The sequence below is a fragment of the Variovorax sp. E3 genome (genome assembly GCF_016082275.1).
Taxonomy (GTDB): Bacteria; Pseudomonadota; Gammaproteobacteria; order Burkholderiales; family Burkholderiaceae_C; genus Variovorax.
Genome location: NZ_MOWM01000139.1, coordinates 1 through 22,577, shown reverse-complemented (window position 1 = coordinate 22,577; position 22,577 = coordinate 1). Strand labels below are relative to the sequence as shown.

Genomic DNA, 22,577 nt, shown 5'->3' with positions numbered 1-22,577 from the left:
GGCCAGGGGAACGGCGCCGCGCCGGCCCCGCTGTAGCGCGCCATGGCGGCCGCGTCGCCCGGCCCGCGCTGGAACCAGCCGTTGGGGTTCATCGACAGCCAGCCGCTGATGATCCACGTCAGCACGAAGAAGCCGCCGATCAGCCCCGCGATGTGGTGCCACGCCATCCACCCGGTGTAGGGCGTGACCGCCCCGTTGCGAAAACGCCGCCGCAGCCGCACGCGCAGGATGCCGATGACGATGCCCGTCGCGGCCGAGACGATGCATGCGGCCGACAGCCACACGACCACCTCGTGCCACAGCGGCGGATCGGCGCGCAGCGGCGTGAAGTAGATCCAATGCGGCACCGAGCCCAGCCAGTTCCAGAAGCGCTCCGACCGGTTCGTGTCGCGCACCACCTCGCCGTTGCGCGAGGACACATACAGCTCGGTGCGGCCGCGTCGCCGAGCTCGATGCGGTGCAGCGGGCGCAGCGGGTTCAGGCCTTGCGGCACGGTCCACTGGTCGCGCTCCAGCGTCTCGGCCCAGCGCGCGCCGGCCTGGCCCGAGAACGCGCGCGCAATGGCCTCGGCCTGCGCGGCATCGACCGGGCCCGGCACATGGCCGTCGCGCGCCGACATGGTGTGCCGGCCGCCGCGCGCATCGACGATGCGCCATACGGGCTGCGGGTCGGCACCGCCCTGCATCTCCAGCACCATGCGCCTCGGTGGCCTGGCGCGCGCATCGGGCGGCAAGGCGTCGAGCGCGGCAGCGGGCGACACGGTCGCCTGCGCAAAGCGCAGCGGCCCCAACCCGGCCAGCCGCTCGGCGTCCGTGAGATTGGGGTACCCCACGTACATCATCACCACGCCCGAGACGAACCACATGACGAACAGCAGGCAGCCGCCGATGCCCAGCCACCGGTGGGTCCAGTAGAGCCAGTGCCGGATGTGCGGCCAGGCGCGGCGCCATGCGAAGGTCATGCGTTCGCCGGTTTTCAGAAGTCGACCAGCGCCGACAGCTCGAACGAGCGTGGGCGGCCCAGCAGCCACTGGTTGCCGCTGTTCGAGAACGACACCGGGTACCGCCGGTCGGCCAGGTTGTAGGCGCGCAGCGCCAGCTTCAGCGTGGGGTTCGCCTGCCAGCTCACCGAGGCGTCGGCCACGGTGTACGAGCCGATCTTGCGCGTGTTGGCGGCATCGACCTGGCGCGGGCCGACATAGCGCACGCCGAACGCGGCCTCCCACTTCGGCAGGAAGCGCCAGTTGAGCCACAGGTTGGCCGCTTCTTCCGGCACGCCGGTGGGCGTGTTGCCCGCGCGCGAGACCAGCTTGCCGCCCACGACTTCGTTGAAGTCGTCATAGCGCGCGCGCAGCTTGGCGACGTTGGCCTCGAGGTTCAGCGTGGGCGTGAGCGCCAGGTCGAGCGTGGCCTCGATGCCTTCGGACGACTGCTGGCCGACCTGCTGCGTCTTGCTCGGGTCGCTCGCGTCGCGCGACAGCAGCTTGTTCTTCTCGATGCGGTAGGCCGCCACCGTCCAGGCGCCGCGGTTGTCGGCCAGCTGGCGCTTGTAGCCGACCTCGACCTGCTTGCCGGTGCTCAGCTCGAACGGCACCTGCGTGGCCGAGGTGCTGATCAGCGAGGTCAACGGGTCGGCCGCGCGCGCCACCTGCGCGTAGAACGACTGCGACGCATCGGGCGCGTACACCACGCCCAGGCGGCCGGTGGCGTACTCGAAGGTCTTGCCGAGGTTGTTGGCCGCGTTCTGCATGTCGACGCGCGCGATCTTCGCGTGGTCCCAGCGCAGGCTGCCCACCAGCGACCACTGCTGGTTGAACGCCAGCTTGTCCTCGGCGAAGAAGGCGTAGGTGTTGGTGCGGGTCTTGTAGCGCGGCAGATAGGCCACGGGCGACGCGTAATAGCCGGGGCTGAAGTTGAACGGGTCGACCACCGAGCGGCCGCCGTAGGGCGTATCGCTGGAGTTCAGGAAGTCGATGCGGTTCACGTCGAAGCCCACCAGCACCTGGTTGGCCATGCCGAACAGGCCGTGCCTGAAGGTGGCGTCGGTGCGGTTGCCGATCTGTTCCTGGTCGTGGCCGATTTCCAGGTAGTCGCCGCGCGTCACGCGGCGCGTGGTGGCGTTGTAGGTGTAGGTTTCGCTGTCGCGCCAGTGGCGCTTGCTTTCCAGCCGGTAGAGCTGGTTGCGCACGGTGACCGAATCGTTCGGCGTCCATTGCGCATCGAGGCGAGTCCACTTGTCGTGGTACTTGATTTCCGAGTCGTCCAGGTTGTAGTTCTGGCGCACGGTCTGGCTGCTCAGGCGGCCGTCGATCAGCGGCACGCCGAAGTAGCGCTGCGGCGACTGCTTGCCCTCGTCGTGCGAGAGCGTGAACTGCAGCTGCGGCGACACGTCGAGCCGCACCGCCGCGCCCACGGCCAGGCTCTCGGCCTGGCCGCGCTGCATGAAGCCGTCGGTCTGGCGGTGGCTGATGTCGAAGCGGTACGACAGCTTGTCGTTGATCGCCCCGCCGCTGCCGAAGGCCACCTGGCGGGTGGCGTCGGAGCCGAGCGTGAGCAGCGCCTGGTTCTGGATCGGGCCGCGCGTGGGCTTCTTGGGTACCACGTTGATGGCGCCGCCGATGGCGCCTTCGCCGTACATCACCGAGGCCGCGCCCCGCAGCACCTCGATGCGGTCGACCGACCAGGTGTCGAACGGGAAGCTCACCGTGCCCGCGCCCGCGTACATGCGCGTGCCGTCGAACAGCTGCATCACCGAGCCGTGGCCGGTGAAGCCGCGCGCCGCCATGGCGCTGCCGCCGTTGCCGGGCGCGGGCGCACCGGTGATGCCGGTGGCGCGGGTGGCGGCTTCCACCACCGAGACGTCGCCGCGCGCACGAATGGTGTCGCCGTTCAGCACCTCGATGCTGGCCGGTGTTTCCAGCGGCGTGAGGCCCAGGCGGCTGCCGGTCTGCGTCGTTTCGTCGATGGCCAGCCGCGTGTGGCGGTCGGCCTCGACCTGCACGGGTGTCAGGCTCTGGTTGCCCGCTGCTTGCGCGAAGGCCACCGACGGCCCGAACGCCAGCCCGAGTGCCAATGGAATGCCCGAAAGGCGTGCCCGACGCGGTGCGTCCGCGCGGCCGCGCGCCGGCGATGCTTGTAGTTGATTCATGCCACCTCTTCTGCGACCCGCGTCCCCGCGGGCTCCTCTGTCTGAAACAGGACGAAGCGCAAGCGATGAAGAGGCGATGACGGTCCGCGCAGGGCGCGAAGACGGCAGGCCCGAACACGCACTCCCGCAGCGTCCGAAGGGCGGTTGCGAAGGCCGGTATCCGGGCTTGCGGAGCGCCCGGCCGCGCACTGCTTTCATGCAGTGCGCGGCCGGGCAGAAACCCTCGCCTTCCCACGCCGAAGCGCAGTGGCTGCAGGCCTCCTTTTCAGGGAGGCGCTGGCTTGAGAGTTTCCGATCCGCTGACCGTTGCGGGGGCAGCGCAGGAATGACCACGTCGGCAATGACGCGGCGCACCTGCTTCCCGTTTAACCCCGGCGCCATGGCATGGCGGGCGGGGCACCTTCGAACCGTGTTTTTTGGCGTTGTTAATACGAATTAACACACCAAAACCGCAGAATTATAGAGAGCCGGGGTTTCCGTCGGGCCCGAACAGGCGGCGCATCACCGCCACGCCGGCCACCAGCGCATTCGAATAGCTGGCGTAGGGCTCGTGGGCGGCCTCGAGTGGTTCGTAGACATGGGAGGCATCGCCGGGGGTTCCCGCCACGGCCTCCATCAGCACCCAATAGAACTCCCCCTTCTCCAGTTCGTGGACAGTGAGCGCGATGTTTCTCTGTGCGGGCATGGAATGAAGTTGAACAGGGCTGGCTGTTGAATGGGTGGAGGACGGGTCCGGTTGACAGCTTCCGGGCTTCTCCTACAGAGGGTGTTCCCGATGCGGCCTAATGTTGTAGCAAGTCAGGGATCCCACAGAACCCAGGAGGCAGCATGAAGCACTTCACTCTGGAACCCGGCATGCGGTCGAGCATCGGCGGCGCTTTTTATCCGACCGGCTACTCGATGGTGATGTTCCCGAACGCGGACGACGCCAACCGCATCGGCCACCGGCTGATCGAGCAAGGCTGCAGCGGCGACGAGGTCTACCTGCTTCCCGCGCAGACCGTGCTGGAGGAAATCGCGCCGACGGTGAAGACCGCCGACAACCCCTTGCCGTCCGCCGGCACCGACGGGGCCACGGTACGTGCCTACACCAAGCTCGCGCGCGACGGCCACACGGCCTTGCTGGTCAGGACGAAGGACGGCGCGGCGGCCGAGCGCCTGATGGCGCTGGTGCGCACCGTGCCCTACTCCATCGCGCAGCGCTACCGCACGCTGGTCATCGAAGATCTTTGAAGAGGCGTTCAGACCGGACCGCGCTCAAGCGGGCACGGCCATCGACACGGCGCGCTGCACCACGTCGCGCGCCATGGCCTGCGCCAGTTCATGCTCGCCGAGGAACACGGTGGCCGACGTTTCCTGCGTCAGCAACTGCGCCTCCTGCTCGTTGTGGCTGCGGATCACGGTCTGGATGGTCGGGTTGAGCGTGAGCGCCGTCTCGATCATCTGGCGCACGTTCATGGCGTCGGGCGTGGCCACCACCAGCACACGCGCGCGCGCCACGTGCGCCTGGATCAGCACGGCCGGGTCGGCCGCGTCGCCCCACACGGCGGGCGTGCCAGCCTCGCGCAGCTTCTCGACCAGCTCGCGGTTCTGCTCGGCGACCACGTAGGGAATGTCGTTGGCGTCGAGCTCGGCCGCGATGCGGCGCCCCACCCGCCCGTAGCCCACCAGCACCACCTGGCGCGAGAGGTACTTGGCCTCGGTGGTCATGGGCAGCTCGGCCAGCGGGTCGTCGCGCGACTCGAGTCCGCGCGCGAACGACGAATGCGCGTGCAGCCATTTCTGCATCGGCGCGATGAGGCTGAACCACAGCGGGTTGGTGGCAATGGAAATGAGCGCGCCCGCCAGCACCAGGCTCTGCCCTTCCACCGGCAGCAGGCCGAGCGACACGCCCAGCCCCGCCAGGATGAACGAGAACTCGCCGATCTGCGCCAGGCTCGCGCTCACCGTGAGCGCCGTGCCCAGCGGGTAGCGGAACACCAGCACCAGCGCGCAGGCCGCGAGCGACTTGCCCAGCACGATCACCAGCACCACCGCCAGCACCTGCAGCGGCCGCTCGATCAGCACCGAGGGGTCGAACAGCATGCCGACCGACACGAAGAACAGCACCGCGAACGCATCGCGCAGCGGCAATGACTCTTCCGCCGCGCGATGCGCGAACTGCGACTCGCGCATGACCATGCCCGCGAAGAAGGCGCCCAGCGCGAACGACACGCCGAACAGCGCCGCCGACGCAAAGGCAATGCTCACGGCCGCCGCCACCACGCACAGCGTGAACAGCTCGCGCGAACCGGTGCGCGTGACCTGCCACAGGATCCACGGGAACACGCGCCGCCCCACCACCAGCATGAGCGCGACGAAGCCGCCGACCTGCAGCAGCGTGAGGCCCAAGGTCTGCCACAACGGATCGGCAGGGCCGGCCTGCGTGCTGTGGCCGCCGAGCGTGCTGGCCAGCGGCGGCATCAGCACGAGCACCAGCACCATCGCCAGGTCTTCGACCACGAGCCAGCCGATGGCGATGCGCCCGGTGAACGAATCGAGAATGCCCAGGCTTTCGAGCGCGCGCAGCAGCACGACCGTGCTGGCCACCGACAGCGCCAGCCCGAACACCAGCGCCGCCCCGGGGCTCCAGCCCCACCACATGGCCAGCCCGCCGCCGAGCAGGGTGGCCACGGCAATCTGCGCGAGCGCGCCGGGCAGCGCGATCTTGCGCACCGCCAACAGGTCGTCGAGGGAAAAATGAAGGCCGACGCCGAACATCAGCAGCATCACGCCGATTTCGGCGAGCTGGGCGGCAATGCCCGCATCGGCCACGAAGCCCGGTGTGAACGGGCCGATGATCACGCCGGCCAACAGGTAGCCGACCAGCGCCGGCAGCCGCAGTTTGGCCGCCAGGAAACCGAACACGAGCGCAAGCCCCAGGCCGGCGGCGATCGTGTTGATGAGGGAAACGCTGTGGGGCATCGCTCCATTTTGCAGGAACGATGCCTACCCCTTCGTGTCAGCCGGCCATCTTGCCGCTGCGCGCCGCGTCCAGCGCCTCGGGTTCCTGTGCCTCGACCCAGGTCTCGTTGTTGAGCCCGGCCTGCAGCCGTTTCTCGTCCAGCTCGTTGGTCCACTTGGCCACCACGATGGTCGCCACGCCGTTGCCGATCAGGTTGGTCAGCGCGCGCGCCTCCGACATGAAGCGGTCGATGCCCAAGATGAGGGCCAGCCCCGCCACCGGCACGTGCCCCACCGCCGACAGCGTGGCCGCCAGCACGATGAAGCCGCTGCCCGTGACGCCCGCCGCGCCCTTCGACGTGAGCAGCAGCACCGCCAGCAGCGTGATCTCCTGCACCAGCGTCATCGGCGTGTTGGTGGCCTGCGCAATGAACACCGCCGCCATCGTCAGGTAGATCGAGGTGCCGTCCAGGTTGAACGAGTAGCCCGTGGGAATGACCAGGCCTACGCAGGTCTTGTTGGCGCCCAGGTTCTCCATCTTCTCCATCATGCGCGGCAGCACCGATTCGCTCGAAGACGTGCCCAGCACGATCAGCAGCTCTTCCTTGATGTACTTGATGAACTTCCAGATGCTGAAGCCATGGAAGCGCGCAATGAGCCCCAGCACCACGAAGATGAACAGCAGGCAGGTCAGGTAGAACGTGCCCATCAGCTTGCCCAGCGAGAACAGGCTGCCCAGGCCGTACTTGCCGATGGTGAAGGCCATGGCGCCGAAGGCACCGATGGGCGCCAGCTTCATGATGTAGTTGACGATGCCGAAGAGCACGTGCGAGCCCTTCTCGATCACGTCGAACACCAGCGTGCCGCGCCCGCCGAAACGGTGCAGCGCAAAGCCGAACAGCACCGCGATCAGCAGCACCTGCAGGATCTCGCCCTTGGCGAAGGCGTCGACCAGCGTGCTGGGAATGATGTTCAGGATGAAGTCGACCGTGCCCGTCATCTTGCCGGGGCCGGTGTACGAGGCGATCGACTTGGTGTCCAGCGTGGCCGGATCGACGTTCATGCCGGAGCCGGGCTGCAGCACGTTGACCAGCACCAGGCCGACCAGCAGCGCGATGCTGCTCACGACCTCGAAGTACAGCAGCGCCAGGCCGCCGGTCTTGCCGACCTTCTTCATGTCTTCCATGCCGGCGATGCCCACCACCACCGTGCAGAAGATGATCGGCGCGATGATCATCTTGATCAGCTTGATGAAGCCGTCGCCCAGCGGCTTCATCGCTTCCCCGACCGAGGGATAGAAATGACCGAGCAGCACGCCAATGATCACCGCGGTGATCACCTGCACATAAAGGGAGCGATAGATCGGGAGCTTTTTGGCAGGTGTACTTGTTGTGTTTTCCATGGATGCCTCCGGTGGTTTGAAAACTGTAGGACGCGCGGGAGCCGCTTTCTATCCGTAGAACCCACATCCATGAAATGAAAAAACCCGCCGAAGCGGGTTTTGTCGATCAGGTGCAGGTCAGCATGCTCAGTGCATGTGCAAGCCGCCGTTGACCGAGAAGTCGGCCCCCGTGCTGTAGCCGCCTTCGTCCGTGGCGAGCCACGAGATGATCGAAGCGATTTCGCTCGGCTCGCCCAGGCGCTTGACCGGGATGGTGGCCACGATCTTGTCGAGCACTTCCTGGCGGATGGCCTTGACCATGTCGGTGCCGATGTAGCCCGGGCTCACGGTGTTGACCGTCACGCCCTTGTTGGCCAGCTCCTGCGCCAGCGCCATGGTGAAGCCGTGCATGCCGGCCTTGGCGGCCGAGTAGTTGGTCTGGCCGGCCTGGCCCTTGGCGCCGTTCACCGAGCTGATGTTGATGATGCGGCCCCAGCCCTTTTCGACCATGTCGCCCACCACCTGCTTGGTGACGTTGAACATGCTGTTGAGGTTGGTCTCGATGACCGCGCTCCAGTCTTCGGGCGTCATCTTCAGGAACATGCGGTCGCGCGTGATGCCGGCGTTGTTGACCAGCACGTCGATGGCGCCGTGCGCGGCCTTGGCCGCGGAGAAGGCTTCGACGGTGGATTGCCAGTCGCCGACATTGCCGACCGACGCGTGGAACTCGAAGCCTTCGGCTTTCTGTTCGGCGAGCCACTTGGCGTAGTCGCGTGTAGGGCCGCAACCGGCGACCACGGTGAACCCGTCCTTGTGCAGACGCTGGCAGATGGCTGTTCCGATGCCACCCATGCCTCCGGTGACATATGCAACTTTCTTGCTCATGAGATTTCCTTGATGTGTACGTAGCAAAAGCCTGAACGGCCGCCTTCACTCTAGCGAGTTTCAGGCCACCGAACTCTGAGGAAAACACTGAGCCAAGCTTGCAACCAGCTGTCACGAAGCGAGGCCCCGGCACAGCCTCTATCCTCGCACCTGTACGCACTTGCGCAAGCGCCCACACCAAGGAGTTCGAAAGTATGAATTTCGGGATCATCATCTTCCCCGAGGTCGAGGAACTCGACTTCGTCGGCCCCTGGGAAATGCTCACCATGTGGAGCAAGCTGGCCGGCGGCCCCGCGAACTGCCTGATCGTGGCCGAGAAGCGCGAGCCGGTGGCCTGCGCCAAGGGCCTGTCGATCAATCCGCATGCCTCGTTCGCCGATTGCCCGCCGCTGGACTACCTGCTCGTGCCCGGCGGCATGGGCACGCGGCGCGAGGTCGACAACCCCGCCATGACCCGCTTCCTGGCCGACCAGGCGCCCGGCTGCCGCGCGCTGCTGTCGGTGTGCACCGGCGCCTTCGTGCTGCATGCGGCCGGGCTGCTGTCGAACAGGACCGCGACCACGCACTGGGGGTCGCTCGACCGGCTGCGCGCGCTGGGCGACGTGAAGGTGGTCGAGCAGCGCTTCGTGCGCGACGGCAATGTCTGGACTTCCGCGGGGGTATCGGCCGGCACCGACCTGATGCTGGCCTTCATCGCCCACACCGCGGGCGAGGAAGCCGCGGCCAAGGTGCAACTGCAGTCGGAGTACTACCCGGCGGACACGGTATACGGCAGTACCACGAGCCACGAGCGCGCGCCGGCCTATGTGAAGCGGCCGGGCACGCCGTTCAGCGCGCCATGAGCCAGGTGCCCTCTTCTTCCTCTTCTTCTTCCGTTGCCGGCCTGGAAACGCTGCCCGTGCTGGCTGCGCGCGTGGGCGAGTTGCTGCGTGCGCGGGGCCAGACCGTGTCGGTCGTCGAGTCTTCGGCGGGCGGGCTGGTGTCGGCGGCGCTGCTCGCGGTGCCGGGTGCGTCGGCCTACTTTCGCGGTGGCGCGGTCGTCTATTCGCGGCGTGCGGGCCGGGCGCTGCTGGGCCTCACGGCCGAGGACATGGCCGGCATGCGCGGCGAGACCGAGCCCTACGCCCGCCTCGTCGCGGGCCGGGTGCGCGACAGCCACCACACGACCTGGGGCATCAGCGAGAGCGGCGCGGCCGGCCCGGTCGGCAGCCCGTATGGCGATGCGCCGGGGCACGTCTGCCTGGCTATCGTCGGCAACGCGACCACGGTGAGCCGCACCATCGAGAACGGCGACACCGACCGGCCGCGCAACATGGACGTGTTCGCGCGCCAGTTGCTCGCGCTGTTCGAAGAAACATTGCGGGCGCAGCCCGAAGCCGCGCCCGACTGACGCGTCAATCCGCCTGCACGCCCGCCGCGCGGATCACCTTGCCCCACTTGTCCACCTCGGCTGTGAGGTGCGCCTTCAGGCTCTCTGGCGTCTGCTTGTCCAGCGGCACGATCTCCGAGCTGAGTTCGGCCAGGCGGTGCTTGACCATCTCGTCCTGCAGCCCGGCGCGCAGCGCGACGTTCAGCTTCTCGATCACCGCGGGCGGCGTGCCCTTGGGCGCGTAGATGCCGTGCCATACCTTCACGTCGAAGCCCTTGAGGCCCTGCTCGTCGAGCGTCGGGATGTTGGGCATGCTCGACAGCCGCTTGGGCGTGGTCACGCCGAACACCTTCACGCGGTTGCCGTCCTTGATGACCGGCGCGGTCTGCGTGGTCTGGTCGCACAGCAGGTCGACCTGCCCGCCCATGAGGTCGTTGAGCGCGGGGCCCGCGCCCTTGTAGGGCACGGTCGTCAGCTGCACGCCGATCTGGTTCATGAACAGCAGCCCGCACAGCTGCGACACCGCGCCCACGCCCGCGTTGGCCAGCGTGACCTTGTCCTTGTTGGCCTTCACGTAGGCCAGCAGCTCCTGGTAGTTGTTGGCCGGAAAGTCCTTGCGCGACAGCAGCGTCATCGGCACGTCGAGCACCTGGCCGACGTATTCGAAGTCCTTGAGCGGGTCGTAGTTGAGCTTCTTGTAGAGCGCGGGCGCGGTGGCCATGCCCATGTGGTGGATCAGGATGGTGTAGCCGTTGGGCGCCGCGCGGGCCACGCGCGACGGCGCGATGGTGCCGCCCGCGCCGACCGTGTTCTCCACGATCACGGTCTGCCCGAGCGACTTGCCCATGGGAATGGCGAGCATGCGCGCCACCACGTCGGTCGGGCCGCCGGCCGAGTACGGCACGACCATGACGATCGGCTTGTCGGGCCACGCGGCCTGCGCGGCGGCGGGCGACTGGGCGGCGAGCAGGCCGACGCCCACCGATGCCGCGAGCAGGGCCGTCTTGAACTTCCAGGTCTTCTTCGTTGCTGTCGCTTCTTTCACTTCTTTGTCTCCTATGGTTATGGGTCTCTGTCTCAAAGCATCAAGGCAGGGGTTGCGCGCCGAGTGCGAGCAGCCGCTCGGCCAGCCGCACGACGGGCGCGTCGACCATGCGGCCGTCGAGGCTGACCACGCCGCCGCCCGATGCGCGAATCGCGTCCACCACGCGGCGGGCCCAGCCCAGCTCGTCGGCGCTCGGGCCGAGCGCGGCATGCACGGGCGCGACCTGTTCGGGGTGAATGCATAACTTGGCGCCGAAGCCGCCGCGCCGGGCGCGCGCGGTGTCGGCCGCCAGGCGCTGGTCGTTGCGCCAGTCGGGTGTCACGCCGTCGATGGGCGCGGGCAGGCCGGCGCGGCGCGAGGCCAGCACGATGGCCAGGCGCACGGGCACCAGCTCGGCCTCGTCCGCGTCGCAGGCCAGGCCCAGGTCGGCCTGGAAGTCGAGGTTGCCGAAGGCCAGGCGCAGCACCTGCGGGGCCGTTGCCAGTTCATCGGCCGCGTCGAGCCCGGCGGCCGATTCGATCAGCGGCACGAGCACGCCCTGCGGCCCGATGGCTTCGGCCACGCGCGCCAGGTCCGCTGCGCGTTCGGCCTTGGGCAGCACCACGCCCGCGATCAAGCCTTGCGCGGCCAGTTCGCCGACGCGCACGCAGTCGTCGCCGTGCCACGGCGTGCCGTGCGCGTTGATGCGCACCAGCAGCGCCCGCGCTGCGCGGCCGGCAGCGCGGCAAACGACGCGGCGAGCCCGTCGCGCGCGGCAGCCTTGCGCTCGGGCGCCACCGCGTCTTCGAGATCGACGATCACGCCGCCCGCGCCGGTCGCCAGCGCGCGCGCATGCCGCTCGGGCCGGTCGGCCGGCACGAAAAGAAAGGCCCGCGCCAACGCCAGGGGCACCACAGGCGCGCCGCTCACACCGCCCTCGCCTCGCGCAGCGCCGCGATCTCGGCCTCGCTGCGGCCCAGGCTGCGCAGGATGGCCTCGGTGTGCTCGCCGACCGACGGAATCGGGTCCATGCGGTAGTCGAACGCGCTCTGCCGACCGGCCGGCAGCAGCGCGGGAATGTCCCCGGCCGGCGAGCCCACCTGCCGCCAGCGCTCGCGCGCCTGCAGTTGCGGGTGCGCCCACAGGCCGGCCATGTCGTTCATGCGCGCGTTGGCGATCTGCGCGGTGTCGAGCCGCTCGAGCAGTTGTGCCGTGCTCAGCGCGCCGAAGGTCTCGACGATGAGCGCGCGCAGCGCCTCGCGGTTCTCGTTGCGCCGCGCGTTGCTGTCGAAGCGCGCATCGGCCGCGAGCCCCGGCTGCAGCAGCACCTTCTCGCAGAACACGCGCCACTCGCGCTCGTTCTGCAGGCCCAGCATCACCGTGCCGCCGTCGCCCGCCGGAAACGGGCCGTAGGGGTAGATGGTCGCGTGCGACGCGGCGCTGCGCGGCGGCGGCGGCGCGCCTTCGTAGGCGTAGTACATGGGGTAGCCCATCCACTCGGCCAACGACTCGAGCATCGACACGTCGATGTGCGAGCCCTTGCCCGTCTTGCCGCGCTGAAGCAGCGCCGCGAGGATGCCGGTGTAGGCGTACATGCCCGCCGCGATGTCGGCGATGGAGTTGCCCGACTTGCAGGGCTCGTCGGGCGTGCCCGTGACCGACAGGAAGCCCGCCTCGCTCTGGATCAGCAGGTCGTAGGCCTTCTTGTCGCGGTACGGGCCGTTGTCGCCGTAGCCCGAGATGTCGCAGACGATCAGCTTCGGGTGCTTCGCCTGCAGCACCTCGGCGCCGAGCCCCATGCGCGCCGCGGCACCCGGCGCAAGGTTCTGCACCAGCACGTCGGCATCGGCCACCAGTTGCTGTAGCACCGCGAGCGCGGCCGGCTGCTTCAGGTCGAGCGTGATGCTTTCCTTCGAGCGGTTGACCCACACGAAGTGCGAGGCCTCGCCACCCACGCGCTCGTCGTAGGCCCGCGCGAAGTCGCCGTCGCCGGGCCGCTCGACCTTGATGCGCGCGCGCCGAGGTCGGCCAGCTGGCGGGTGCAGAACGGCGCGGCAATCGCGTGTTCGAGAGAGATGACGGTGATGCCGTCCAGGGGTCGGGTCATGTCTTGTTCGCTCCCTTCAAGCCAGCACGGCCGTGGCGTTCATCGTGAGCCAGCCGTCGGCGTCCTCGCCCCAGAGGCTGAAGGTCTTGCCGTCGACCGAGCCTTCGGCCGGCTTGCCGTGCACGCGGAACGGCGCGGTGTCGAAGGTCGGGCGCATGGCGCGGAATTCGAAGCGCGAGAGCCGCGCGCCCGGCACGTTGCGGCGCAGCAGGTCGACCAGCAGCGTTGCGATCAGCGGGCCGTGCACGATCAGGCCCGGATAGCCCTCGACCTGCGTCACGTAGCGGCGGTCGTAGTGAATGCGGTGGCCGTTGAAGGTCAGCGCCGAGTAGCGGAACAGCAGCACGTCGTCGGGCGCGATGTCGCGGCTGAAGGCGGCGTCCTTCGGCGCGGGCGTGGGGGGCGGCGTCGGCTCGCCGGGCTGCGCGGCGGCGCGGTAGACGATGTCGTGCTCTTCGGTCAACGCCAGGCCGCGCTGGTTGCGCACCTCGTGGCGCACCAGCACGAACACCAGTTCGCCGCTGCGCCCGGTCTTGTGCTCGACCGACACGATGGTCGATGTGCGCTCCGCCTTGTCGCCGACCTGCAGCGGATTGCCCGGCTCCCACCTGAGCCGACCGCCGGCCCACATGCGGCGCGGCAGCGGCACGGGCGGCAGGAAACCGCCGCGCCTGGCATGGCCGTCTTCACCGATCTCCGACTGGCGGTGGTGCGGCAGGAAGTAGAGCCAGTGCCACAGCTCGGGCAGGCGCGTGCCGGGCACGGGCGCCGCGTCGTCGCGGTCGAGCGTGGCGGACAGCGCGCGCACGGGCGCGGCGGTGATGTCGTCGGCCAGCGTTTCGCCGCGGCCCTGCCAGGCCTGCAGCTTCGCCAGTGCGTCGCGGTCGATCGAAGGGGATGTGGTCATCGAGGAAATGCCTGCGTTCATGGGTTGCGTCGTCTTTGTCAGTCGACCGCCGCGCCGGACGCCTTGACGATGCGCGCCCACTTGGCGAGGTCGTCCTGCAGCAGCTTCGCGAACTGGTCGGGGGTGGTGGGCGGCGCGATCTCCACGCCCTGCTGGTCGAGCTTGTCGCGCAGGTCCTTCGAGGCGAGCGCCTTGCGCGTCGCCTCCTGCAGCGTGGCCAGCACATCGGGCGGCACGCCGGCGGGCGCGAACAGGCCGATCCACAACGTGCCGTTGTAGCCGGGCACGGCCTCGGCGATGGCGGGCACGTCGGGCAGCACGGGCGAGCGCTTGTCGCCGCTCACCGCCAGCGCGCGCAGCTTGCCGGCCTTGATGTGCGCCAGCGCCGACGGCAGGCTCGCGAACACGATCGGCAGTTGCCCGCCCAGCACGTCGTTGAGCGCGGGTGCCACGCCCTTGTAGGGCACGTGCTGCAGCGAAATGCCGGCCATGCTGTTGAGCATTTCGCCGAGCAGGTGGTTCAGCGTGCCGTTGCCGGCCGAGGCGTACTGGTAGTTGGCGCCCTTGTGCCGCGCGAGCTTCAGGAACTCGGCGAAGTCCTTGGCGGGAAACGAGGGGTTGACCAGCAGCACGTTGGGCACCGCGCCGATCAGGCCGACGGGCTTGAAGTCCTTCACCGGGTCGAAGCCCGGGTTCTTGTACAGCGCCGGGTTGATGGCCTGGCTGCTGCTGATGGTCATGAGCAGCGTGTAGCCGTCCTTCGGGCCCTTGGCCACCAGCTGCGTGCCGATGTTGCCGCCCGCGCCGGGGCGGTTGTCGACCACCACGCTGGCGTTGTTCATCACCTCGCCGAGCTTCTGGCCCACGAGGCGGCCGACGATGTCGTTGGTGCCGCCGGCGGCCTGCGGCACGACGAGCGTGACGGGGCGCGAGGGGTACGGGTCGGCGCTGGCCAGGCTCGGCTGGGTCAGCGAGGCTGCGGCGGTGAAGGCCAGCAGCGCGATTGCGCGAAAGCTCATGTGTCTTGTCTCCATGGCCGCATGGTCGTTGGCCCTCCCCGCGCGCGCAATCTGCGAATTCGGAACCCAGCCTTCTGCAATTCCGAAGCTTGACTAAGATCGCGCCATGCTTTTCGACCTCACCGACCTGCGGCTCTTCGTGGCCACGGCCGAACTCGGCAGCCTCACGCGGGCCGCCGAGCGCCAGCACCTGTCGCTGGCCGCGGCCAGCGCGCGCATCAAGGCGCTCGAAACACAGGCCGGCCTGCAACTGCTGCAGCGCGAGGCACGCGGCGTGCGGCTGCTGCCACCGGGCGAAGCCTTCCTGCACCACGCACGGCTGGTGCTGCATCAAACGGAGCAGCTGCGCGCCGACCTGCTCGAATACGGCGGCGGCCTGCGCGGCCACCTGCGCGTGTTCGCCAACACCACGGCCGTGACCGACTTCCTGCCCGAGATCCTGCCGGGCTTTCTCGCGCAGAACCCGCGCATCAACGTCGACCTTCAGGAAAAACCGAATGCTCAGATTCCGCGCGGCGTGCTGGACGGCCGCGCCGACATCGGCATCGTCGCGGGCCGCGTCGACACCCTCGGGCTGGAGGCCATCCACTTCAGCACCGACCGGCTGGTGCTCGCCACCTCGCGCAAGCACCGCTTCGCCGAGCGCAGCAGCATCGCCTTCGCCGAAACGCTCGACGAAGACGCCATCGGCATGCAGCAAGGCAGCACCTTGCAGACCTTTCTGGGGCAGATCACCGACAACCTCGGCAAGCGCCAGAAGCTGCGCATCCAGCTCGGCAGCTTCGACGCCATGTGCCGGATGATCGGCAGCGGCGTGGGCATTGGCGTGGTGCCGGAGTCGGCCGCGCGGCGCAACCAGGAGAGCATGCAGCTCGCGCTGATCGACCTCAGCGACGCGTGGTGCGTGCGCGAACGGTATCTGCTGGTACGCGACCGCGCGGCATTGCCGATCTATGCACAGGCGCTGGTCGAGACGCTGTGCCGGCACTACGCCGACGGATCCACTGCAAGTTACGCGCGAAAGCTGAGTGATTCGATGTAGTCCCCAATTTCAGTGCACAACTTTGGGGATAACTCACGCGGAGCATTGTAAAAGGAATGTAACTCGTTGTTTTGTATAGGTATTCCACACTTTGCCCAAATTTTGAGCGGTGTACAACATCGGCATGCGGACCCTGTCCGGAAGCCCTTTTCGGGCTCGAATCCCTAGCAGAGCCAGGCCGGATTTCAGTCCGGACTCACGGTTTTCAGTGAGATTTTTTCGCGGTGTGCCGCCAACTTGCGCGCGCAATCGCACCTCGCCCGGTTACTCCCCATTTTCTGTGCACAACTTTGGGGGTAACTCAGGTGGAGCCTTGTAAAAGGAACGCAAGCTGTTGTTTTATAAGGGGATTCAACAACTTGCTCAAATTTTGAGCGGTGAACAAGATGGTCCGAGCGTCGGTCTTGCTCGACGCTAGACGGGCCGTCGGCCTTGTGGGGTTGCCAAAGCATCCCGGCACTTCGGCAACCAAGCGGCCATGGCCTCTTCATGCGCTGTGCGCTCGCGGGCCTCAACGGAAGAAAGAATCGAGAGCCTGAAGCAACCCGCGACAACCCGACCAGCAGTTCATGAACAGCTTGGTCCCTCACCGCCACCGTCTTCTCTCGCACGGGCGCAATGAAATAAGCAATGCCGCTCCCGGCGTCGAATTCGAAAACCTCGGCTTTGCGCGAATGCGAGTGCGCAAGATGGAACTCACGAATGCCGCTCCACATGGCTGGCGGTAGCGTTCTTTCGATGCACTCGACTTCGCTTCGCGACAGCGCGTATTGATCCGACGAGTTGTAGACGACGATCTTCATCCGCGTGCCTCGCTGGATTCGGCGTGCGCCTGCTCTTCAGGTTGCGGCGGCACCGGAAGCCCACGGACCGTCAACCAGTATTCCTCGCGCACGTCGTCGTCGATCGCGGGCCGCGTGTGCGTGGCATAGAGCGCATCGCGCCCGTCCTTGCGCGGCCCTGAAATCCAGTACGGCGCCCCAGTCTCCACATCGAAGTAGTTGGACTTGAAGCCGCGCCCCTTCTGGCTGCGAAACGCCTGCGGCCCGTAGTAGAGCGTGGCACCGGTCTTCGAGAACGCGACGCGGCCGATTCGGGCCGGCCCCGCAAGGCCGCCCGACTTCGATTCGATGTACATGATCCGGCTCTTCATCTCCAGCTCCTCTCGCGCATCGTGCGTGGCGCGTCAGCCGGATGATCGCTCAACTCAGTACGGCGGCGCCCTGCGCGCCCGTTGCGCCCTCGCCGCCTCGGTCCACCACGCCAGGTCGTCCGCGAACCGGCCGAACGACCGGTCCAGCGACTCGCCCGCGCTGCCCGTCGGCTTGCCCTGTGCATCCAGCGTCTGCGAGATCGGCCCGACCGCGAGCGTGCTCGACACCACGACCATGCCCATCTCCGACAGGATCGAATGCCAGATCGAGCCCGAGCGCACGCCCGAGAAGCGCCCCGCCGAATAGCTCGCGACCGCGGCGGGCCGCCAGAACCACTCCTCGAGGAAATGGTCCGTCAGGTTCTTGAGGCCGGGCTGCGGGCCCCAGTTGTATTCGCCGGTCACGAAGATGAAAGCGTCGGCCGTGCGGATCTTTTCCGCCAGCGCTTCCATCGCGGCCGGCGCGGTGCCCTTGGGATATTCCTTGTACATGCGGTCGAGCATGGGCAGGTCGACGGCCTTGGCGTCGATCAGCTCGGCCTGCGCGCCGCGCGCGACGAGCCCCGCGACGATGTAGTCCGCCAGGCGCACGCCCATGCGGTCGGAACGGTAGGAACCGTAGAAGACCAGGATCTTGTCGCTCATGGGAGGGGCTCCTTGTTCCGGGTTTCAGGTCGGCGGCTGCAGCTTGTCCTGGGTCTGCGTGTCGAAGTCGCCTGCTTCGTGGCGCTCGTGCAGCTGGCTCGACGGCTGGCCCCAGGCACGGTTGACCATGCGCCCGCGCTGCACCGCCGGGCGCTGCGCGATCTCGTCGGTCCAGCGCAGCACGTTCTTGTATTCGCTCACTTGCAGGAACTCGCCCGCCTCATAGAGCTGCCCCTTGGCCAGCGTGCCGTACCAGGGCCACACGGCGATGTCGGCGATGGTGTATTCGCTGCCCGCGAGGTAGCGGCTCTCGGCCAGCCGGCGGTCGAGCACGTCGAGCTGGCGCTTGACCTCCATCGCGAAGCGGTCGATCGCGTATTCGATCCTCGAGGGCGCATAGGCATAGAAATGCCCGAAGCCGCCGCCCAGGTACGGGGCGCTGCCCATCTGCCAGAACAGCCACGACAGGCACTCGGCGCGGGCCGCGCGCTCGGTCGGCAAGAAAGCGTTGTCGAACTTCTCGGCCAGGTACTGCAGGATCGCGCCCGACTCGAACACGCGGATCGGCGCGGCGCCGCTGCGGTCCATCAGCGCGGGAATCTTGGAGTTCGGGTTCACCGCCACGAAGCCGCTGCCGAACTGGTCGCCATCGTTGATGCGGATGAGCCAGGCGTCGTACTCGGCACCCGCGTGGCCCAGCGCCAGCAGTTCTTCGAGCATCACCGTGACTTTCACGCCATTGGGCGTGGCAAGCGAATAGAGTTGCAGCGGATGCCGCCCCACCGGCAGGTCTTTCTCATGGGTGGCACCCGCGATCGGGCGATTGATGTTCGCGAAGCGGCCGCCGCTTTCCTTGTTCCAGGACCAGACGGTGGGCGGCGTGTAAGCGGTCGTGCCATTCATGCAATGAGTTCCAGGAGGAGTTGGACAGACGATGATCATTCTCTACGACTGCGCCACCGCACCGAGCCCGCGGCGCGCGCGCATCCTGCTTGCCGAAAAGGGCATTGCGCACGACACCGTGCAGGTCGACCTGGCGCATGGTGAGCAATTGGGCACGGCCTACCGCGAGATCAATCCGCAATGCACGGTGCCCGCGCTGCGCATCGAAGAAGGCGGCCTGCTGACCGACAACGCCGCCATCGCGGCGTACCTGGAAGCCCGCTACCCCGAGCCGCCGCTGATGGGCCGCACGCCGCAGGAAAAAGCCGAGATCGCGAGCTGGAACTGGCGCGTCGAATTCGAGGGCCTGCTGGCCATTGCCGAGACGCTGCGCAACGGCTCGCCGGCCATGGCCGACCGGGCCTTGCCCGGCCCGGTCAACTACGCGCAGATTCCGGAACTCGCGCAGCGCGGGCTGGCGCGCGTGCAGCATTTCTTCGAGACGCTGAACGGGCGATTGGCCGGCCGCGAGTTCATCGCCACCGACCGGTTCAGCCTGGCCGACATCACCGCCGTGGTGGCGGTGGACTTTGCGCGCGTGGTGCGCGTCAAGCCCGGGGAACAGCACCCCGAGCTGCTGCGCTGGCGCGCGGCGATGGCGCAGCGCCCGTCGATGGCACGCTGAGCCGCAACGACGGGGCGCCAGGCGCCCGTCGTCGCCAGACGATCAGCGCTCGATCGTCAGCGCCACGCCCATGCCGCCGCCGATGCACAGCGAGGCAATGCCCTTCTTGGCGTTCTGGCGTTGCATTTCATGCAGCAGCGTCACCAGGATGCGGCAGCCCGACGCGCCGATGGGGTGGCCGATGGCGATGGCGCCGCCGTTCACGTTCACCTTGTTGATGTCCCAGCCCATTTCCTTGTTCACGGCGCAGGCCTGCGCGGCGAAGGCTTCGTTGATTTCGAGCAGGTCGAGGTCGGCGGCCTTCCAGCCGGCGCGCTGCAGCGCCTTGGTCGACGCGGGCACGGGGCCCATGCCCATGATGGCGGGGTCGAGGCCGGCGGTGGCGTAGCTGGCGATGCGGCCCAGCGGCTTCAGGCCGAGCGCGGCGGCCTTCTTGGCCGTCATGACCATCACGGCGGCTGCCCCGTCGTTCAGGCCCGAGGCATTGCCCGCGGTCACGCCGCCGGCCTTGTCGAAGGCGGGGCGCAGGCCGGCCAGCACTTCGGCGCTGGTCTTGCGGTTGATGAACTCGTCCTTGTCGAAGACGACCGGGTCGCCCTTCTTCTGCGGAATGCTCACGCCGACGATTTCGTCCTTGAACTTGCCGGCGTCCTGCGCGGCGGCGGCCTTGGTCTGGCTGCCCAGCGCCAGCTCGTCCTGCGCCGAGCGGTCGATGCCGTACTTCTTGGCCACGTTCTCGGCCGTGATGCCCATGTGGTACTGGTTGTAGACGTCCCACAGGCCGTCGACGATCATGGTGTCGACCATCTTCCAGTCGCCCATGCGCTGGCCGTTGCGCGAGTTGGGCAGCACGTGCGGCGCCATGCTCATGTTTTCCTGGCCGCCGGCAATGACGATCTCGCTGTCGCCCGTGGCCACGGCCTGCGCCGCCAGCATCACGGCCTTCAGGCCCGAGCCGCACACGGCGTTGATGGTCAGCGCCGGCGTTTCCTTGGTGCCGCCGCCCTTCAGCCATGCCTGGCGCGCGGGGTTCTGGCCCGCGCCGGCCGCGAGCACCTGGCCCATGATGGCTTCACCGACCTGGTCGGCCGTGAGGTTGGCGCGCGCGATCACTTCCTTGATGACGATGGCGCCCAGCTCCGTGGCGGCAATGCCGGCGAGCGAGCCGCCGAACTTGCCGACCGCCGTGCGCGCGGCCGAAACGATGACGATGTCTTCCATGAGGTTCTCCGTTGAAGTGATTTGAAATCGAGGTGTGTGTCTGCTGTGTGCGGCGTCAGGCGCGGGCCTTGACGTAGCGGCCGGGCGCCGGCTCGATGGCCTTGTAGGCCTTGCCGTTGCCGTATGCCTTGGGCGCGGGGATCTGCTTGCCCGCGTGGCCCTTGAGCCATTGTGCCCAGTCGGTCCACCAACTGCCCGGATGCTCCTGCGCACCGCTCAGCCATTCGGGCTGGGTCTTGGGAAACTTGCCGTCCTCGCGGATCCAGTGGCTGCGCTTTTTCTTGGCGGGCGGGTTGATCACGCCGGCAATGTGGCCCGACGCGCCCATGACGAAGCGCTTCTTGCCCGGCAGCAGCTGCGTCGACGCGTAGGCGCCGCCGATCGGCACGATGTGGTCTTCGCGCGAGCCGTAGATGTAGGCCGGGATGTCGATGTTGCCCAGGTCGATCTTCTCGCCGCACACGGTGAGCGCGTTGGGCTTGGCCAGCTTGTTCTCGTGGTACGTGTTGCGCAGGTACCAGGCGTAGAACGGGCCCGGCAGGTTGGTGGCGTCGCTGTTCCAGTACAGCAGGTCGAACGGCGGCGGGGTCTCGCCCTTGAGGTAATTGCCGACCACGTAGTTCCACACGAGGTCGTTGGGCCGCAGAAAGCTGAAGGTCGAGGCCAGGTCGCCGCCGGGCAGCAGGCCGCCCTTGCCCAGCTGCATTTCGCGGTACGCCACCATGGGCTCGTCCACGAAGATGTCGAGGATGCCGGTGTCGCTGAAGTCGAGAAAGGTGGTCAGCAGCGTGACCGACGCGGCCGGCTTCTCGCCGCGCGCCGCCAGCACCGCCAGCGCCGTGCTCAAGATGGTGCCGCCCACGCAGAAGCCCAGCGTGTTGATCTGCTTGCTGCCGCTGATTTCCTGCACCGTGTGGATCGCCTGGATGGCGGCGTTCTCGATGTAGTCGTCCCAGGTGGCCTTGTCCATCGACTCGTCGGGGTTGCGCCAGCTCACCACGAACACGCGGTGGCCCTGCTCGTTCGCATAGCGGATCAGCGAGTTCTCGGGCTGCAGGTCGAGGATGTAGAACTTGTTGATGCAAGGCGGCACCAGCAGGAACGGCCGCTCGTACACCTTGGCCGTGAGCGGCTTGTATTCGAGCAGCTGGAAATAGTCGTTCTCGAACACCACGGCGCCTTCTGTGGTGGCCACGTTGCGGCCCACCTCGAAGGCGCTCTCGTCGGTCATGCTCAGGTGGCCCTGCTTGACGTCGTTCAGCAGGTTCTGGATGCCCTTGGCAATGCTCTCGCCCTGCGTGTCGATGGCCTTCTTCTGGGCTTCGGCGTTGAAGGCGAGCGAGTTGCTGGGCGACGAGGCCGCCATCCATTGCTCGACCGCGAAGCGCATGCGCGCCTTGGTTTTTTCGTCGGCGTCGATGGCCTCGGCCATGCTGAGCATGGTGCGGCCGTTGAGCAGGTACACGGCCGCCGAGAAGGCCGACAGCGGGTTGCTGCCCCAGGCCTCGCCGGCAAAGCGCTTGTCGCCCTCGGGTTTGGCGTCGAAGCCGCGGCGCCAGAGTTCGGTTGCTTCCGCAACGTACTGTTGCTGGATGGACTGGAGTTTTTCGGGGTCGATGGACAACTTGGGCAGCTCGGGCATCTTCGCCTGCGGCATCTGCGGCATTTGCGGCATTTGCCATAGCGGCGTGCCACCCACGTTGAAAGCCGTGGCCCCCTGCGTGGCGGACTGCCGGAATGCTTCCAGCGCCTGGGTCCATCCCTCGGTCATTGCCTTCTGGAAGGGCGCGAACGCATCGGCCCCCGTTTGTTGCTTCATCATGTCTCGTGGTCCTCGCCTGAATCGATCCGGATGGCTTGCGTGATTTGAGTATCCTGCATTCACAAGGCGCTCACAACGCCGCTCTTTCACTTACCGACTGAAACTTCTCGTGTTTATCCATCTGATCGTGATCGGTTGGCTCTACGTCGTGCTGATGATGGCCGTGGCCGAGGCCACCAACACCACGGGCACGGTGCTGGGCGCCATCTTCACATTTCTTTTGTACGGCGTGGCGCCGTTGGCGTTGGTGGTTTACCTGATGAGCACCCCCGCGCGCCGCCGGGCCGTGAAGCAGCGCGAGGCCCAGGCGCAGGAGGCCGCGCGCCGTGCCGCCGCCGAGGCGGC

20 protein-coding genes, 4 pseudogenes and 1 riboswitch are annotated in these 22,577 nt (G+C 67.6%); of the genes and pseudogenes, 7 read left to right on the top strand and 17 right to left on the bottom strand.

All coding sequences use genetic code 11. The features are described from left to right. Positions 1-419 (bottom strand): annotated as a pseudogene (locus tag BMG07_RS45175) (PepSY domain-containing protein); the annotation flags it as partial. Between the two features lie 141 nt (positions 420-560). Between BMG07_RS45175 and BMG07_RS43210 the strand changes: the two are divergent. Further along, on the top strand, positions 561-914 hold the full coding sequence (locus tag BMG07_RS43210; protein WP_269759598.1) for a hypothetical protein: 354 nt from the start codon (positions 561-563) through the stop codon (positions 912-914). Between the two features lie 61 nt (positions 915-975). On the opposite strand, the gene BMG07_RS31975 is transcribed toward BMG07_RS43210, so the two are convergent. Continuing rightward, on the bottom strand, positions 976-3,147 hold the full coding sequence (locus tag BMG07_RS31975) for a TonB-dependent siderophore receptor (RefSeq protein WP_198087877.1): 2,172 nt from the start codon (positions 3,145-3,147) through the stop codon (positions 976-978). 133 nt (positions 3,148-3,280) lie between these two features. Further along, positions 3,281-3,566, bottom strand: a riboswitch (cobalamin riboswitch). Between the two features lie 38 nt (positions 3,567-3,604). After that, a complete protein-coding gene (locus BMG07_RS31970) occupies positions 3,605-3,832 on the bottom strand; it encodes a hypothetical protein (protein WP_198087876.1) in 228 nt (75 codons plus the stop codon). A 143-nt stretch (positions 3,833-3,975) separates the two neighbouring features. Between BMG07_RS31970 and BMG07_RS31965 the strand changes: the two genes are divergently transcribed. Beyond that, positions 3,976-4,380 carry a hypothetical protein gene (locus BMG07_RS31965; RefSeq protein WP_198087875.1) on the top strand — a complete coding sequence of 135 codons (405 nt, stop codon included), beginning with the start codon at positions 3,976-3,978 and terminating at the stop codon, positions 4,378-4,380. A gap of 24 nt (positions 4,381-4,404) precedes the next feature. On the opposite strand, the gene ybaL is transcribed toward BMG07_RS31965, so the two are convergent. The 3 genes from ybaL to phbB form a co-directional block, all read right to left on the bottom strand. Then, positions 4,405-6,111: a YbaL family putative K(+) efflux transporter gene (gene ybaL / locus BMG07_RS31960; protein ID WP_198087874.1), complete on the bottom strand. Its 1,707-nt coding sequence runs from the start codon at positions 6,109-6,111 to the stop codon at positions 4,405-4,407. Positions 6,112-6,148: 37 nt separating this feature from the next. Next, the gene (locus tag BMG07_RS31955; RefSeq protein ID WP_198087873.1) at positions 6,149-7,492 is read right to left on the bottom strand and encodes a dicarboxylate/amino acid:cation symporter; all 1,344 of its coding nucleotides are present in this window, start codon (positions 7,490-7,492) and stop codon (positions 6,149-6,151) included. A gap of 126 nt (positions 7,493-7,618) precedes the next feature. Further along, complete coding sequence (gene phbB / locus BMG07_RS31950; RefSeq protein ID WP_198087872.1) at positions 7,619-8,356, bottom strand: acetoacetyl-CoA reductase; 738 nt, start codon at positions 8,354-8,356, stop codon at positions 7,619-7,621. Positions 8,357-8,550: 194 nt separating this feature from the next. On the opposite strand from phbB, the gene BMG07_RS31945 reads away from it, so the two are divergent. Together BMG07_RS31945 and BMG07_RS31940 are read left to right on the top strand one after the other, a co-directional pair. Beyond that, entirely contained in the window at positions 8,551-9,198 is a 648-nt protein-coding gene (locus BMG07_RS31945; RefSeq protein ID WP_198087871.1) for a DJ-1/PfpI family protein, read from the top strand. Beyond that, positions 9,195-9,746, top strand: coding sequence for a CinA family protein (locus tag BMG07_RS31940; protein WP_198087870.1), 552 nt, complete (start codon positions 9,195-9,197; stop codon positions 9,744-9,746). The genes BMG07_RS31945 and BMG07_RS31940 overlap by 4 nt, the downstream gene beginning before the upstream one ends. Positions 9,747-9,750: 4 nt before the next feature. Here BMG07_RS31940 and BMG07_RS31935 read toward each other — a convergent pair whose 3' ends face one another. The 5 genes and pseudogenes from BMG07_RS31935 to BMG07_RS31915 all read right to left on the bottom strand — a co-directional run bounded on the left by BMG07_RS31935 (position 9,751) and on the right by BMG07_RS31915 (position 14,782). Then, on the bottom strand, positions 9,751-10,707 hold the full coding sequence (locus BMG07_RS31935; protein ID WP_307867153.1) for a tripartite tricarboxylate transporter substrate-binding protein: 957 nt from the start codon (positions 10,705-10,707) through the stop codon (positions 9,751-9,753). A gap of 103 nt (positions 10,708-10,810) precedes the next feature. Then, positions 10,811-11,679 (bottom strand): annotated as a pseudogene (locus BMG07_RS31930) (CoA ester lyase). Continuing rightward, a pseudogene (locus BMG07_RS31925) lies at positions 11,676-12,856 on the bottom strand (CaiB/BaiF CoA transferase family protein). The pseudogenes BMG07_RS31930 and BMG07_RS31925 overlap by 4 nt, the downstream one beginning before the upstream one ends. 16 nt (positions 12,857-12,872) lie before the next feature. Then, on the bottom strand, positions 12,873-13,763 hold the full coding sequence (locus tag BMG07_RS31920; protein ID WP_198087869.1) for a MaoC family dehydratase N-terminal domain-containing protein: 891 nt from the start codon (positions 13,761-13,763) through the stop codon (positions 12,873-12,875). A gap of 38 nt (positions 13,764-13,801) precedes the next feature. Next, positions 13,802-14,782 carry a tripartite tricarboxylate transporter substrate binding protein gene (locus tag BMG07_RS31915; RefSeq protein ID WP_198087868.1) on the bottom strand — a complete coding sequence of 327 codons (981 nt, stop codon included), beginning with the start codon at positions 14,780-14,782 and terminating at the stop codon, positions 13,802-13,804. Between the two features lie 106 nt (positions 14,783-14,888). Between BMG07_RS31915 and BMG07_RS31910 the strand changes: the two genes are divergently transcribed. Beyond that, positions 14,889-15,824 carry a LysR family transcriptional regulator gene (locus BMG07_RS31910; protein ID WP_198087867.1) on the top strand — a complete coding sequence of 312 codons (936 nt, stop codon included), beginning with the start codon at positions 14,889-14,891 and terminating at the stop codon, positions 15,822-15,824. 185 nt (positions 15,825-16,009) lie between these two features. On the opposite strand, the gene BMG07_RS31905 is transcribed toward BMG07_RS31910, so the two are convergent. Genes BMG07_RS31905 through yghU form a run of 4 tightly spaced genes read right to left on the bottom strand, consistent with a single transcriptional unit; the run spans position 16,010 to position 18,525 of the window. Next, the gene (locus tag BMG07_RS31905; RefSeq protein WP_198087866.1) at positions 16,010-16,627 is read right to left on the bottom strand and encodes a hypothetical protein; all 618 of its coding nucleotides are present in this window, start codon (positions 16,625-16,627) and stop codon (positions 16,010-16,012) included. After that, on the bottom strand, positions 16,624-16,977 hold the full coding sequence (locus BMG07_RS31900; RefSeq protein ID WP_198087865.1) for a 1-deoxy-D-xylulose-5-phosphate synthase: 354 nt from the start codon (positions 16,975-16,977) through the stop codon (positions 16,624-16,626). The genes BMG07_RS31905 and BMG07_RS31900 overlap by 4 nt, the downstream gene beginning before the upstream one ends. A gap of 54 nt (positions 16,978-17,031) precedes the next feature. Further along, positions 17,032-17,622 (bottom strand): NADPH-dependent FMN reductase, encoded by a 591-nt coding sequence (locus BMG07_RS31895; protein WP_198087864.1) that lies wholly within the window; start codon positions 17,620-17,622, stop codon positions 17,032-17,034. A gap of 24 nt (positions 17,623-17,646) precedes the next feature. Then, positions 17,647-18,525, bottom strand: a complete 879-nt coding sequence (gene yghU, locus BMG07_RS31890; protein WP_198087863.1) for a glutathione-dependent disulfide-bond oxidoreductase — start codon at positions 18,523-18,525, stop codon at positions 17,647-17,649. Between the two features lie 31 nt (positions 18,526-18,556). Here yghU and BMG07_RS31885 point away from each other — a divergent pair, with 31 nt between their 5' ends. Then, positions 18,557-19,189 carry a glutathione S-transferase family protein gene (locus tag BMG07_RS31885; RefSeq protein WP_198087862.1) on the top strand — a complete coding sequence of 211 codons (633 nt, stop codon included), beginning with the start codon at positions 18,557-18,559 and terminating at the stop codon, positions 19,187-19,189. Positions 19,190-19,231: 42 nt separating this feature from the next. Here the strand turns inward: BMG07_RS31885 and BMG07_RS31880 are convergent, their stop codons facing one another. Then, the gene (locus BMG07_RS31880; RefSeq protein ID WP_198087861.1) at positions 19,232-20,410 is read right to left on the bottom strand and encodes an acetyl-CoA C-acetyltransferase; all 1,179 of its coding nucleotides are present in this window, start codon (positions 20,408-20,410) and stop codon (positions 19,232-19,234) included. Between the two features lie 55 nt (positions 20,411-20,465). Further along, a complete protein-coding gene (gene phaC, locus BMG07_RS31875) occupies positions 20,466-22,232 on the bottom strand; it encodes a class I poly(R)-hydroxyalkanoic acid synthase (RefSeq protein WP_198087860.1) in 1,767 nt (588 codons plus the stop codon). 109 nt (positions 22,233-22,341) lie between these two features. Between phaC and BMG07_RS31870 the strand changes: the two are divergent. Beyond that, a pseudogene (locus BMG07_RS31870) lies at positions 22,342-22,577 on the top strand (hypothetical protein); the annotation flags it as partial.

Coding starts and splice junctions, on each gene's coding strand:
- yghU (WP_198087863.1), bottom strand. CDS start 18,525: ATGAATGGCACGACCGCTTACACGCCGCCCACCGTCTGGTCCTGGAAC.
- BMG07_RS31915 (WP_198087868.1), bottom strand. CDS start 14,782: ATGAGCTTTCGCGCAATCGCGCTGCTGGCCTTCACCGCCGCAGCCTCG.
- BMG07_RS31945 (WP_198087871.1), top strand. CDS start 8,551: ATGAATTTCGGGATCATCATCTTCCCCGAGGTCGAGGAACTCGACTTC.
- BMG07_RS31955 (WP_198087873.1), bottom strand. CDS start 7,492: ATGGAAAACACAACAAGTACACCTGCCAAAAAGCTCCCGATCTATCGC.
- BMG07_RS31880 (WP_198087861.1), bottom strand. CDS start 20,410: ATGGAAGACATCGTCATCGTTTCGGCCGCGCGCACGGCGGTCGGCAAG.
- BMG07_RS31920 (WP_198087869.1), bottom strand. CDS start 13,763: ATGACCACATCCCCTTCGATCGACCGCGACGCACTGGCGAAGCTGCAG.
- BMG07_RS31975 (WP_198087877.1), bottom strand. CDS start 3,147: ATGAATCAACTACAAGCATCGCCGGCGCGCGGCCGCGCGGACGCACCG.
- BMG07_RS31900 (WP_198087865.1), bottom strand. CDS start 16,977: ATGAAGAGCCGGATCATGTACATCGAATCGAAGTCGGGCGGCCTTGCG.
- BMG07_RS31895 (WP_198087864.1), bottom strand. CDS start 17,622: ATGAGCGACAAGATCCTGGTCTTCTACGGTTCCTACCGTTCCGACCGC.
- BMG07_RS43210 (WP_269759598.1), top strand. CDS start 561: ATGGCCTCGGCCTGCGCGGCATCGACCGGGCCCGGCACATGGCCGTCG.
- BMG07_RS31905 (WP_198087866.1), bottom strand. CDS start 16,627: ATGAAGATCGTCGTCTACAACTCGTCGGATCAATACGCGCTGTCGCGA.
- BMG07_RS31885 (WP_198087862.1), top strand. CDS start 18,557: ATGATCATTCTCTACGACTGCGCCACCGCACCGAGCCCGCGGCGCGCG.
- BMG07_RS31910 (WP_198087867.1), top strand. CDS start 14,889: ATGCTTTTCGACCTCACCGACCTGCGGCTCTTCGTGGCCACGGCCGAA.
- phaC (WP_198087860.1), bottom strand. CDS start 22,232: ATGATGAAGCAACAAACGGGGGCCGATGCGTTCGCGCCCTTCCAGAAG.
- ybaL (WP_198087874.1), bottom strand. CDS start 6,111: ATGCCCCACAGCGTTTCCCTCATCAACACGATCGCCGCCGGCCTGGGG.
- BMG07_RS31965 (WP_198087875.1), top strand. CDS start 3,976: ATGAAGCACTTCACTCTGGAACCCGGCATGCGGTCGAGCATCGGCGGC.
- BMG07_RS31970 (WP_198087876.1), bottom strand. CDS start 3,832: ATGCCCGCACAGAGAAACATCGCGCTCACTGTCCACGAACTGGAGAAG.
- BMG07_RS31940 (WP_198087870.1), top strand. CDS start 9,195: ATGAGCCAGGTGCCCTCTTCTTCCTCTTCTTCTTCCGTTGCCGGCCTG.
- phbB (WP_198087872.1), bottom strand. CDS start 8,356: ATGAGCAAGAAAGTTGCATATGTCACCGGAGGCATGGGTGGCATCGGA.